The organism is Kosakonia beeri (assembly GCF_054165705.1).
In genome coordinates this window covers 1671514-1684235 of sequence record NZ_CM135106.1, presented here as the reverse complement: position 1 = coordinate 1684235, position 12722 = coordinate 1671514, and the positions used below count along the sequence as shown (strand labels likewise).

The 12722-nt window shown below is 53.8% G+C and carries 13 protein-coding genes; 4 read left to right on the top strand and 9 right to left on the bottom strand.

Annotated elements, in window-relative coordinates; all coding sequences use genetic code 11:
• Positions 1 to 53: 53 nt before the first annotated feature.
• The gene (locus ACUY4S_RS08080) at positions 54 to 608 is read left to right on the top strand and encodes a GNAT family N-acetyltransferase (RefSeq protein ID WP_312687836.1); all 555 of its coding nucleotides are present in this window, start codon (positions 54 to 56) and stop codon (positions 606 to 608) included.
• Here the strand turns inward: ACUY4S_RS08080 and pbpG are convergent, their stop codons facing one another.
• On the bottom strand, positions 609 to 1556 hold the full coding sequence (pbpG, locus tag ACUY4S_RS08075) for a D-alanyl-D-alanine endopeptidase (RefSeq protein WP_312687838.1): 948 nt from the start codon (positions 1554 to 1556) through the stop codon (positions 609 to 611).
• Between the two features lie 180 nt (positions 1557 to 1736).
• Positions 1737 to 2324 (bottom strand): Yip1 family protein, encoded by a 588-nt coding sequence (locus tag ACUY4S_RS08070; RefSeq protein WP_458022669.1) that lies wholly within the window; start codon positions 2322 to 2324, stop codon positions 1737 to 1739.
• A 169-nt stretch (positions 2325 to 2493) separates the two neighbouring features.
• Between ACUY4S_RS08070 and ACUY4S_RS08065 the strand changes: the two genes are divergently transcribed.
• Entirely contained in the window at positions 2494 to 3078 is a 585-nt protein-coding gene (locus ACUY4S_RS08065; RefSeq protein WP_312687844.1) for a DedA family protein, read from the top strand.
• Here ACUY4S_RS08065 and ACUY4S_RS08060 read toward each other — a convergent pair.
• Entirely contained in the window at positions 3075 to 3848 is a 774-nt protein-coding gene (locus ACUY4S_RS08060) for an SDR family oxidoreductase (protein ID WP_312687847.1), read from the bottom strand. The two genes, ACUY4S_RS08065 and ACUY4S_RS08060, sit on opposite strands and share 4 nt — an antisense overlap.
• Before the next feature lie 110 nt (positions 3849 to 3958).
• Between ACUY4S_RS08060 and yohP the strand changes: the two genes are divergently transcribed.
• Complete coding sequence (gene yohP, locus ACUY4S_RS08055) at positions 3959 to 4042, top strand: small membrane protein YohP (RefSeq protein ID WP_015572324.1); 84 nt, start codon at positions 3959 to 3961, stop codon at positions 4040 to 4042.
• A 42-nt stretch (positions 4043 to 4084) separates the two neighbouring features.
• Here yohP and ACUY4S_RS08050 read toward each other — a convergent pair whose 3' ends face one another.
• Positions 4085 to 5032 carry an MBL fold metallo-hydrolase gene (locus ACUY4S_RS08050; RefSeq protein ID WP_458022670.1) on the bottom strand — a complete coding sequence of 316 codons (948 nt, stop codon included), beginning with the start codon at positions 5030 to 5032 and terminating at the stop codon, positions 4085 to 4087.
• Positions 5033 to 5105: 73 nt separating this feature from the next.
• Between ACUY4S_RS08050 and ACUY4S_RS08045 the strand changes: the two genes are divergently transcribed.
• Positions 5106 to 6020: a LysR substrate-binding domain-containing protein gene (locus tag ACUY4S_RS08045; protein ID WP_458022671.1), complete on the top strand. Its 915-nt coding sequence runs from the start codon at positions 5106 to 5108 to the stop codon at positions 6018 to 6020.
• Between the two features lie 41 nt (positions 6021 to 6061).
• Here the strand turns inward: ACUY4S_RS08045 and ACUY4S_RS08040 are convergent, their stop codons facing one another.
• From ACUY4S_RS08040 to ACUY4S_RS08020, 5 genes are all read right to left on the bottom strand, one after another.
• Complete coding sequence (locus ACUY4S_RS08040) at positions 6062 to 7453, bottom strand: glycoside hydrolase family 1 protein (protein ID WP_312687854.1); 1392 nt, start codon at positions 7451 to 7453, stop codon at positions 6062 to 6064.
• A 15-nt stretch (positions 7454 to 7468) separates the two neighbouring features.
• Entirely contained in the window at positions 7469 to 9325 is a 1857-nt protein-coding gene (gene bglF / locus ACUY4S_RS08035) for a PTS beta-glucoside transporter subunit IIABC (protein ID WP_458022672.1), read from the bottom strand.
• Positions 9326 to 9463: 138 nt separating this feature from the next.
• A complete protein-coding gene (bglG, locus tag ACUY4S_RS08030) occupies positions 9464 to 10297 on the bottom strand; it encodes a transcriptional antiterminator BglG (RefSeq protein WP_312687859.1) in 834 nt (277 codons plus the stop codon).
• Positions 10298 to 10455: 158 nt separating this feature from the next.
• Complete coding sequence (surE, locus tag ACUY4S_RS08025) at positions 10456 to 11328, bottom strand: 5'/3'-nucleotidase SurE (protein WP_312687861.1); 873 nt, start codon at positions 11326 to 11328, stop codon at positions 10456 to 10458.
• Positions 11329 to 11357: 29 nt separating this feature from the next.
• Positions 11358 to 12683 carry an OprD family outer membrane porin gene (locus ACUY4S_RS08020; RefSeq protein ID WP_458022673.1) on the bottom strand — a complete coding sequence of 442 codons (1326 nt, stop codon included), beginning with the start codon at positions 12681 to 12683 and terminating at the stop codon, positions 11358 to 11360.
• Positions 12684 to 12722 lie beyond the last annotated feature (39 nt).

The window sequence follows — 12722 nt, the reverse complement described above, 5'->3', positions numbered from 1 at the left end:
AAAGGCCATAGAAACGTTTCTATGGCTTCCTGCTTTGAAGGAGCACACCGGTTATGTCTGCTGTTGATGTCTTATCTGGCCCTGCGGTCGTGGTGCGTGATGCCTGCCCTGAAGATGTGCACGCGATTACGTCCCTTTACAGCTGGCATGTCCTCCACGGTCGCGCTTCCTTCGAAGAAGTCCCCCCCACCATTGAAGAAATGCGTGCCCGCATGGCGAAAGTGGCCAGCGACGGTTTACCCTGGATGGTCGCCCTCTATCATGGCATTGTCGTCGGCTACTGCTATGCCAGTTTCTATCGCCCACGAGAGGCTTACCGCTACACACTCGAAGAGTCGATTTATGTCGACGCCAGCATGCCAGGGCACGGTATTGGCAGCACCTTAATGCAGGCGCTGATTACACGTTGTGAAGAGGGGCCGTGGCGGCAGCTTATTGCGGTGATCGGCGATGGCAACAACAATGCCGGCTCGTTGCGTCTGCATAAGAAATACGGTTTTGAGCTTGCCGGGCAGTTGCGCAGCGTCGGCTATAAAAAAGGGGACTGGCGGGATACGTTGATTATGCAGCGCCCACTCAACGACGGTGACTGGACGCTGCCGGAATAGTTAATCGTTTTGCGCGGTTTGCGCGCCAGCCTCAGACGGGTTTTGCGCCATCTGCGCTGCTTTCTGGCGCTTATAACTCAACGCCGATGCGGGAACAGGCTGAACTTTGCCGGTTTCAATCCAGGTCCGCAGGCGGCTGGCATCGGCAAAGTGGGTGAACTTGCCAAATGCATCCATCACCACCAGTGCCACCGGTTTATTGTTGATAACCGTGCGCATCACCAGGCAGTGCCCGGCCGCATTGGTAAAGCCGGTTTTTGTCAGCTGAATATTCCAGTTATCGCGGTACACCAAATGGTTGGTATTGCGGAACGGCAGCGTATATGCCGGGTTAGCAAAGGTCGCCATCTCTTCACGCGTGGTGCTCAGTTGCCCGATCAGCGGGTACTGTTTTGTCGCGATCAACAGTTTGGTCAGGTCACGTGCGGTCGAAACGTTATGAATCGACAGCCCGGTTGGTTCCACATAGCGGGTGTTGGTCATACCCAGCGCTTTGGCTTTAGCATTCATCGCCGCTATAAACGCGTTGTAACCGCCTGGGTAGTGGTGCGCAAGGCTGGCGGCAGCACGGTTTTCCGACGACATCAGCGCCAGCAGCAGCATATTGCGGCGGCTGATTTCGCTGTTCAGACGCACGCGGGAATAAATCCCCTTCATTTCCGGTGTCTGACTAATGTCGACAGAGAGTTTCTCATCAAGGGGTTGTCGGGCATCCAGTACCACCATTGCCGTCATCAACTTGGTGATGGAGGCAATCGGGCGGACCAGATCCGGGTGACTGGAATAGATCACTTGATTGGTTTGCAGATCGACGATCATCGCGCTACCTGAAGCAATTTCAGGTTGAGCGGCAGTGACCGGAGCAGTCGTTTTCGCAACAGCGAACGGCGCCACAGGCGCAGCCAACAATAAGGCCAGGCTTAATAAGGAAACTCGAAATTTCTGCATGGTGAGACTTCTGAAAATTATTCACGCACGTTATTACGCACACCGCATCTGTAAGTCAGAGCTATGACAGAGCTGGCTTTGGCATAATAGCCGTCAGTCAGGGTTGTCGCCACAGGAGAATGATTGCCAGAGATTGCGTTGCCAGCTTTTACACCAGCAACGCACAGGGATCATACGGCATCAGAACAGGCGGTAGCCGTAGCCCCACAGGATGACGGTCAGCGCCAGCAACACTTCCAGAACCAGTACACCAATAGCCAGCGTTGAACTGGAGAAGTTCATCCCCTCTTCCTTATTGATATTCAGGAAGGTTGGAATGCCCACATAAAGCAGATAGCCGGTATAGAACAGCGCCACGGTACCGACCAGCGCGCACAGCCATACTAATGGGTAAAGTGCGACCAGCCCGCTGAGGAATAACGGCGTTGCCACATAACCGGCAAATACCATACAGCGCCCCAGCGAAGGCCGTTGCGGGTAGCTGCGTGCCATCCACCAAATCACGCGCCCCATCACCGCCACGCCTGCCAGCATAAGTGCATAGAACAGAACGGCCAGATAGAAACCGGTAAACAATGACAGCGTCACCACACTGTTTTCACCAAAATTCCAGCCGATTTGCGTTGTACCAATATAGGCGCAGATAACCGGAATCGCCGCCATAAACAGCACGTGGTGGGTATAGTGATGCGAAATTGTCTCGTTTTCGCCCTTGATAAGCTGCATTTCACGATCGGGATGGGAAAGAAGTCCCCAGACATGGTTCATAACGCCCCCTTGCTAATGCCCGAACATCGACACGTTCAGTATAATTCACTCTAGCGGTTATTTTATGTACAACACAAAAAAGACCGCATCGGCGGTTTTGTTTGTTCCGGCGAGAACGCGTTATCGGGTGTATGCTTAAAGGCGTTTTACCGGGAGGACGTAATAACCAATGGATATCAATAATCTGATTAGCCAGTATGGCTATGCTGCTCTGGTGATTGGTAGTGTTGCTGAAGGGGAAACCATTACTCTGCTGGGCGGCGTCGCGGCACATCAGGGGTTGCTGCGCTTCTGGCTGGTGGTCGTATCGGTGGCGTTAGGCGGAATGATTGGCGACCAGTTGCTCTACCTGGTTGGCCGCCGCTATGGCACCAAAATCCTGCGTCGGTTTACCCGCTACCGGGAGAAAATTCATCAGGCGCAGTCACTGATCCGCCGCCATCCTTACTTGTTCGTTATCGGTTCACGCTTTATGTATGGCTTTCGCATTATCGGCCCGATATTAATCGGTACCAGCCATCTGCGACCGAAAATTTTCCTGCCGCTGAATATTATTGGTGCCATCGTCTGGGCGTTGATTTTCACGACTCTCGGCTATGTAGGCGGGGAAGTGATTGGCCCGTGGCTGCACCAGTTCGACCAGCATGTAAAACGCTGGATCTGGCTGGCGATTGCGCTGGTGCTGGTACTTTGCCTGCGCGGCTGGATCCACCACCGGCGCAAAAAACGCCGTAACCCTCCGTCAGAACATTAGGACGTTTTCGGTTTGAATTGCGGGTTCGCCAGCATAAAACCGCCATCAATAATAAACGATTGCCCGGTGGTGTAGCTGGCGTCAGCCGAACAGAGCCAGGCCACCATACTGGCAATCTCACGGGTCTTACCGGGCCGCGCCAGCGGGATGATAGGCATGGAACCGGGTTTTGCATCCTCGTCCTGCATATTATTCATTGGCGTTGCGATGGCCCCCGGTGCCACGGCGTTCACCAGAATGTTGTGCTCCACCAGCTCCAGCGCCATCGACTGCGTTAAACCACCGAGCGCGTGTTTGGCGGCTGTGTACGCACTGGCCTCCGGTAGCGGCGTATGCTCATGTACCGAGGTAATATTGACGATACGTCCGCCCTCCCCCTGGCTTACCATCTGGCGGGCAGCAATTTGCGAACATAAAAATGCCCCATCGACATCCACGGTAAAAATGCTGCGCCACGCCTCAAATGTCACATCAAGAAACGGCGCTTTGCTCATCGCCCCGGCATTATTGACCAGCGCATCAAGACGCCCGAAGCGCTCAATCAATGTACGGATAGCCTGTGCGCCTTGCGGCAACTGGCTAAGATCAAGCTGGATGGTCTCGGCGCGCCGGCCCTGCGCTTCAACCTCGCGGGCGGTTTCTTTCGCGCCGGCTTCGTCGGTGTACCAGGTGATGCCGATATCAAACCCTTGTTCAGCCAGCATTAGCGCGCACTGCTTGCCAATTCCGGAATCTGCTGCGGTCACAATCGCTACTTTTGATCCAGACATGTCATGCCCTCCCCCTCGAATCGTAAACAGCTAAGTATAGAAAAAAGGCAGAAATGCAGGAGATTGCCTAAGCTTGCACTACGCATAAAATCAGGAGGGCACGGAAAATGTTGAAGATTTTACTTTGGGTAATACTGATTATCTTTTTAATTGGGCTGTTAGTCGTTACCGGCGTGTTTAAAATGATCTTCTGATCCCCAGCCGGAGGGCAGTGCCCTCCGGCCAGATAGTTACTCTCACTGCGCACTGTAATTGATCGGGACCCAGCGATAGCCCTGATCGGCTTTCATCACTTTGCCGATGCCAGGAAAGGCGATATGTGCCGCCGCTATCCAGTCCCCCTCGCGTGCGACCTGCGCCAGCACTTTTTCCCGTGTCGCTACAGCCTGTTGCTGATTCACATCAAAATGGATAGCGACCTCAGGCTGCGGTAACTGCACGGGATGCGCATGGATAATATCGCCCCATAACATCAACGTTTTGCCGCCATGATTGACCCGATAAATCACGCTGCCCGGCGTATGACCCGGTGCGGGAATGGCGTCAATGCCTGGCAGGATCTGTTCCGGAGCTTGGAAGGTACTGAGTTTGCCAGCCTCAATGACCGGACGCAGAGAACGTTCAGATTCCGCAAACGTATGACGTTGCCCCTCTTCCACCCTATTCTTATTGGCCACATTCAACCAGAAGTCGACATCGCGTTGATCGACCCGGACAGTTGCGTTCCTGAACACTGGCTTTCCGTCGCGCTGTACGCCACCGGAGTGGTCAGCATGAATATGGGTCAGCAACACGGTATCTATAGCGTCCGGATCGATACCCGCCGCCCGCAGGTTCTCGGGAAGATGCCCGCCCGCCTTTCCAAACAGCTGCCCGGCTCCGGCATCGACCAGAATCAGTTGCATACCGGTGTTGATCACAAAAGCATTGATGGAAGTTTCGGCATTCACCGGCAGGTTGGCCTGCGCCATCCGCTGTTGCATCTGTTGCGGCGTAATGTGCGTCAGTAATTTATCAAATGGTACCGCCACCGTGCCGTCGGAAACGGCAGTGATTTGCCAGTCTCCCATCGCCATTCGGTAGTAGCCGGGTGCCTGCGATTGTTGTGTCGACAATGGCGCGCCCACGGCGCTTTGCATCATACCGGTGGTTAACAAAGCCAGTAAAAGTGGATAACGTTTCATTATTCCCTCCGCGAGTTTCTGTTGCATCAGTATCCCGCCACCGCTACTATCAATCCAATTGATTGGAGCAATAATGACTATCAAAGAAAATGATTTCCGCAAGATCGATCTGAATCTGCTGATCGCCTTTGCTGTGCTGTTTCGCGAACAGAGTGTCTCTGCAGCCGCCGATAAACTGCATCTTGGGCAACCGGCGGTGAGCGGTGTGCTGTCACGCCTGCGCAATCTGTTCGACGATCCGCTATTTATCCGCAGCGGTCATCGCATGCAGCCCACAGCGCGGGCAACAGAACTGCACAGCGAATTGCTGCCGTTGCTGGAGCAATTGCAAAGCGCGTTGTTCCAGCAGGCGGCTTTCGATCCGCACACGGTTAGCGCCACGCTGACGCTGGGAATGGCCGACTGGGTTGAAATGTGGCTCATGCCGACGCTGATCCCTGCGCTGCAATGCGCGGCTCCCGGCATTCGGCTGAACGTTGTAGCCAGCGATCCCTTCAGCGATGCTGCGCGCCTGGAAGGGGGCGAAATGGATCTTGCCATCAGCGTCGCGCCAGCCGGGCCACGCTGGCTTGAGCGCGAAGTGCTGGCGACCATGCCATTTGTCACTCTCTGGCACCCGAAGCAGCTGACGCTAACTGCCCCCCTGGATACTGATACCTTTGCCGCTCTGCCGCATTTGATGGTCAGTTACCGGGAAGCGACCAGCAGCCACTTTGACACGTTGCTGGCAAAAACCGGCCACCAGCGGCAGATCCTCTATACGACGCCGCATTTCTCGGCCCTGCCGGGATTGCTCGAAACCCTGCCTGCACTGGCAACGGTTCCGGGAGGACTGGCAACGGAGTGGCAACGAACACGGGGTTTGCTGGCAAGCCCGCTCCCGCTCGAGGTGGAACCGGTAGAGATCGCTATGCTCTGGCATCAGCGCCACAGCAGCGATCCGGCAGTGATGTGGCTAAAAGGATTTATCGCTGAGTTACTGCAGTGAGGAGCTGCCCGGCGGCAATGCGCGCACCGGGCAGGTAAAGCTTACTTCAGAGTTGCGCCATTGCTGGCAATCACGTCCCGGTACCAGTAGAAGCTTTTCTTACGACTACGCGCCAGCGTGCCATTGCCTTCATCGTCACGATCGACATAGATAAAGCCGTAGCGCTTGGAGATCTCGGCTTTTGAAGCGCTGACCAGATCAATCGGGCCCCAACTGGTATAACCCATCACCTCAACACCGTCTTCAATCGCTTCGCGCACTTGCACCAGGTGATCGTTCAGATAGTTAATACGGTAGTCATCGTTAATGGTGCCATCCGCTTCCACCTTGTCTTTCGCACCCAGCCCATTTTCGACAATAAACAACGGCTTTTGCCAGCGATCCCACAACATATTCAGCAGGGTGCGCAGGCCAATCGGATCGATCTGCCAGCCCCACTCGGAACTCGCCAGGTGCGGGTTTTGAACCATGCTAAGAATGTTGCCGCGCGCTTTCTGGTTCAGCGCTTCATCGGTGGTGACACAACCGGTCATGTAGTAGCTGAAGGAGATAAAATCGACCGTCGATTTCAGCGCTTCCCGATCGGCATCTGTGATCTCAATGGCGATGCCATTGTCCTGGAAATAGCGCAGCATATAGCCCGGATAAGCACCACGGCACTGCACATCGCCAAAGAACTGCCAACTGCGGTTTTGTTGCAGTGTCTCGAAGATATCTTCCGGTTTACAGGTCAGGGGGTACATCAGACCGCCCAGCAGCATATTGCCGATTTTCCCGTCAGGAATGATCTCGTGGCAGGCTTTGACTGCCAGCGCGCTAGCAACCAGTTGATGGTGGATGGCCTGATACACATCCGCTTTGCTGCTGTTTTCCGGCAAACCTACCCCCGTCAGCGGCGCGTGCAGGGACATATTGATTTCGTTAAACGTCAGCCACAGCTTGACCTTGTGCTGGTAACGGGTAAATACCGTACGCGCATAGCGTTCAAAACAGCCAATGGTATGGCGGTTACCCCAGCCGCCATACTGTTTTACCAGCCCCCACGGCATCTCATAGTGAGAAAGGGTGACCAGCGGCGTGATGCCATGTTTGGCTAGCTCATCGAAGAGGTTGTCGTAAAAAGCCAGCCCGGCTTCGTTTGGCGTGGTTTCGTCGCCATTCGGGAAAATACGCGTCCAGGCAATGGAGACGCGCAAACAGCTGAAGCCCATTTCTGCAAACAGCGCAATATCTTCCGGGTAGCGATGGTAGAAGTCGATAGCGACATCTTTCAGGGCAGCATCACCCGGCACACGCTCAACCACATCGCCAAACACCCCTTTCGGCTGTACGTCCGACGTGGAGAGGCCTTTCCCGTCCTCCAGATAAGCGCCTTCTACCTGATTCGCGGCAATCGCACCGCCCCATAAGAACGTTTTCGGGAATAATTTCATTGCAGACTCCTTTGATTAACGGGCCACCGCCAGCAGCGGCATCCCGGCTTGAACTGAGCTTGTTGCGACGGTGCTGACCCCACCGAAGCTGTCGCTGTTACTGATAATAATTGGCGTGGCGAGATCGAACCCGCTGGCAATGATCGCTGCGCGATCGAACTCCAGTAGCAGATCGCCGGCCTGCACTTTGTCGCCAACGCGGACATGCGCCGTAAAAGGTTTACCGCCCAGTTTTACGGTGTCGATACCGACATGGATCAGCACTTCAATGCCGTTATCGCTTAGCAGGCCAATGGCATGTTTCGTTTCAAACAGCGAGGCTACTTCCCCCGCAAACGGTGCGGTTACCCGCCCATCCGCCGGAATAATCGCTACTCCCTCGCCCAGCAGGCCGCTGGCAAAAGTAGAATCAGGGACTTGTTCCAGCGCTAACACGGTGCCGCTCATCGGTGCCAGCAACGTATTGTCATCCACTTCTGCCGGGGTAATGGGAGCATTTTCTGCCTGCATTTTTGGCAGGCCGGCGACGCACGTCAGCACAGTAGAGAATATGAACGCCACCGCGCAGCCGAGGATCCCGCCCCACAGGGTTGCATCCACTCCGCCCGGCGGGATCATTTGTGCCAGCGTGAAGATATTCGCAAAGCCGAACGAATAAACCTGCGTATGACTAAAACCAACAATGGCTCCGCCCAGTGCACCAGCGGTGCAGCCAAAAATAAATGGACGTCGCAGAGGTAAGGTCAGCCCGTAGACTGCCGGTTCGGTAATGCCGAAAATCCCTGCTGCGATCGCTGAGCCTGCCAGCGCTTTCTGCCGCCCGTCGCGGGTGCGCAGAAAGATACCTAATGTGGCCCCAACCTGACCAAACACGGCAGGTAACAGAATCGGCAGCATGGTGTCATGACCAAACACCGCAATGTTGTTGATCATCAGCGGTACCAGTCCCCAGTGCAGGCCAAAAATTACGCAAACCTGCCACAGTGCACCCAGAGCCGCACCGGCTGCCCATGGTGCCAGCGTGTAAATTGTCTGGTAACCCAGCGCCAGCATCTGGCTAAGCCAGGTAGCAACCGGGCCAATGATCAGGAACGTTAGCGGTACAGTGATGGCGATACAGATCAGCGGCGTAATAAAATTTTTCACCGATGAGTGCAGCAGGCGGTTGCCCTGTTTTTCCAGCCAGCAGCTTACCCAGGCGGCAAGAATAATCGGGATCACCGAACCGCTGTAATTCAAAAAGGTGACGGGAATACCGAGGAAAGATTCACTCACCGCCCCCGCGGACTGGCTGGCGTTAAAGGCGCTGATCATCAGTGGGTGGGTCAGCGCGCCGCCCACCACCATAGTAACGAACGGGTTGCCGCCAAATTTTTTCCCGGCGGTATAGCCCAAAACCAACGGCAGGAAGAAAAAGAGGGCATCGCTAGTAGCAAACCAGATTTTATAGGTGCCACTGTCCGTACTGAGCCAGCCGCAGACCGTTGCCAGCGACAGCAGACCTTTGAGGATCCCCGATGCGGCGAGAATGCCAATAAACGGCGTAAAAATGCCGGACACAATGTCGATTAACCGGCCAAGCAGATTGCCTTTTTCTTCGGTTGCTTCGACCGGCGTGTCATCCGTCAACCCAGCTTCTGCGCGTACCGCCTGCCAGACGTCGTGAACGTGATTGCCAATCACCACCTGAAACTGGCCGCCGCTCTCCACAACCATGATCACGCCGGGGTTGGCTTTAAGCCCTTCGGCATCGGCTTTTTGCGTCTCTTTTAACTTAAAGCGCAACCGCGTAGCGCAGTGCACCAGACTGTTGATGTTTTCCTTTCCACCAACGTGGCTAAGGATCTCTTTCGCCAGCGCTTGATATTCCATGCTGTGTTCCTTGCTTCTTGCCCGAAGGCGGTGACTGAGTAAAAAAAAACCTGAGACCCGCATCTTGCGATGCCGGACTCAGGTTTTGCCTGCGTTTTACCACGCAGTAACAATCCAGATGGTCTTCGAAGCCAGCGCTTAGCGCCGGTCCTTTCTCACTCGCTCAATATGAATGGCGAGAAACATGATCTCTTCTGTCGTCAGGTCACGCTGGTAGTTGCTGACCAGATGACGCGCCACTTTTTCAGCGCAGGTCCAGGCCAGCGCGTAATTCTCTTTCACCGCCTGGTGCAGCGAGAGATCGTCATCTTCGACTACCGTGCGGCTCAGCATGCGCTGAGAGAAAAACTTCAGATGCGTAACAAAGCGATGGTAGCTCAGCGATTCTTCATCGTACTCCAGCTTGAGCTGGTACTTCACGATATGGAGAATTTCCTGCATCACTTTGGTGATGTGCATCACCTCTGGCATTTCGCTATTCAGCTGCGCCGTGACCAGATGTAAAGCGATAAAACCGGCCTCATCTTCCGGCAATTCCACGCCGAGACGTTTGGCGATGATCGCCCGTGCTTCCTGCCCCAGTTGAAACTCTTTGGGATAGAGGCGTTTAATTTCCCATAACAGCACATTACGGATCACTGCGCCCTTTTTCTGCCTTTCGATGGCAAAAAAACAGTGGTCTGTCAGCGTGATGTAAAGACTCTCCTGCAGTTTACCGAGCCGGCCACGCGCGAGATCAATAATGCGGTCGCAGGCCGTCATCACCTCCAGCGGGATCTGACTCAGCAGTTCGCTCAGGCGGCGCACCAGCTCATCGCTTTGCAGCGCAAACACTTTCTCGACGCTGGCTTCATCCAGTCGATCGCCGGGACGTTTTTGAAAGGCAATACCTCTGCCCATCACCACTTGCTCGCGCTGATGCTCGTCCAGCACCACCACAACATTGTTATTTAAGACTTTGGCGATCTTCATCCCGACCCCGGAAACAAAAAAACCTGACATCCGACAGAAGCCAGATAATCAGGTTTAGCCTGCTTGCGCAGTAACAATCCACCTGTGCACTCTACCAGCTTCACCGTAACGAACAATGAGACGGCAAACAAAATGTGATCGCCGTCTCAGCCGTTTAGTTATTGAAAAATGGCTTTGTATTGAGGCTCATACTGTGGCGCATTCCATTCGCCGTCCAGCAACGACCAGGTAATGTACCCTTTATTCAGCCAACCGGTATCGGTGTCTGCCTCGCTGGGTTCCAACACTTTTTGGCTCATGATTTGTTGAGCACGCCCATCTGCAAGCAATTTGTAGGTGTGTTGGGGCGCCGGAAACTGCTCATTGGCCACGTATTTTTGCCCTTTAATCTCCTTTTTCGTCAGTGGCGGATAGTTAATGCTTACACCGGAACCTTTTGGCAACACCGGCTGCCCGGTCTGCCAGTTACTGTTGATTTGATCGACCAGCGAGACGACATAATCCACAGAGTCCGGCCAATATTTATGGGTAGCTGGCCAGCCCGCTTTCATCTCCTCCGCTGTCAACAAGTATCCAATACTGGCTGCAATAGCCGGATAGCCATAGCGCACTGCGCGTACTGCTGCGCCAACCGTACCGGAATTGAGTTGCGCTACACCGGTATTTGGCCCGTCGTTAACGCCCGATATCACCAGATCCGGCGGGTTATCTTTCAGCACCCCAAGCAAGCCGAAATCCAGCGCATCCGCCGGCGTGCCGGGAAAGCAGTAGCGTTTATCCGCCACCTTTTTTACGTCAAAAATTTTATTGGGTTTAAAGGTGATCGCCGACCCGATACCACTCTGATTGGTGGCAGGTGCCACCATCCATACCTCATAGCCTTTGGCGGCCAGTTTTTCTTGCAGCGAGATCGTGCCAACAGACTCGCAGCCGTCATCGTTCACCAGCAATATCCGCATTGCCTGTTCAGCAGCCTGAGCGTGAGCCATGGTCAGCATGCTTAACAGCAATCCCAGTACTGTTTTTTTCATTATTAATTCCTTTTATTTATATTAGCCTTTTAATTCAGCAGACCAAATTTGTATTCCATCGACACCGTGCCGCCAATGCCTTTTGCTCGATGGAAGGTGCGTTTATCTTCTGTCAACCAGGGTTTACCATTTATTAATTTCCAGCTATAGCTTGGTCCGATTCCGGCTAACAAGGAAAAACCCTTAATCATTTTCGGTGTCCAGGCAAAATAACCGCCATATTCCCACTGGGTTAGCGCCGTATCTTGATATTTCGCGCCAAAGCCATAATTACCAAACAATCCGACAGTCAATTCCGGCGAAAATTTATATCTCCCATACCAATAGAGCATTTGTTCGCCGTCATTGACATAATCGTTTCCTTCTCCGTCGGCAGGACTATTAAATGCACCCCGGGTATTTTTACCTAAATGCCAGTAGAAACTGCCCAGGCCATTTTTAAGCGGCGCTTTTGTTTTTGACCAGCCTATTCCGGATTCAATATCGTTATATTGGTAACCCACCAGAGCAAAAAGATGCCGGGCGCTACGGTTAAAGCCACGTGTGCCTTCCCATTCACTTAAGCCACGGTTGTAATACCAGCTTCCACGCAACAGGAGCTTTTCCTGCACGCCAAGCGGCATTGAGAATTGTGTTTCTAAACCGTGGCGTTGTAAATAGTGCTGACTCTCGCCACTCAGCCACGTTATGCGCATGTTTTTTGTTGGGCTCCAGTTCACGTCGCCAGTGACGATATAGTCAATCGGTTTGCCGCTTTGCAAAGTATAAAAGCGGCGTTTCTCTGGCTCGTCGCGCTCAGAAAAACGAGAAACCCAGGCGCCACGGGCAGACAGGTCCTCCCATTGTGTGACCAGGCTTACGCCCTGCCACGAGCTTGGCGCAGCGCGACTACGGGTGACGTTGAGGATGCCGAATTTGTACAACTGCTGCCAGCCAGCATTGAGCTGCGCGTATTTGTTGTCCTCTCCCCATTTCAGTTTGGCGTAGAGCTGGCCAACTTTGTTGAAGCCTTCCGCCTTGCCGTTGGCATCGCGCACCAGATCCCTGCCAGCGAAGTTGTCATTGGCATAGAGTTTAGCCACGCTATACCAGGAGGCATCTATGCCCAGCGTATCCTGATACCAACCGCTTTGATAATCCAGCAGCACGCCTTGCGCCCAGGCGCGCTGTTCGCCGACGCCGGCTTGCTCAAGTTGATCGCCGGTATTGAACATCCATATATTTTTTAGCGTAACGTTAAACTGACTCTCTTCAAAAAATCCCTGGGTGGCGAAAGGTAAATCATCGGCGGAAAATGCCGGACTATTACAACCCATAATGAAAACCAGAGGTAAAGCGAATTTAAATGACGCCATACGGTTCTTTCCATTTTATATTTAGATATGCAAAAAGCA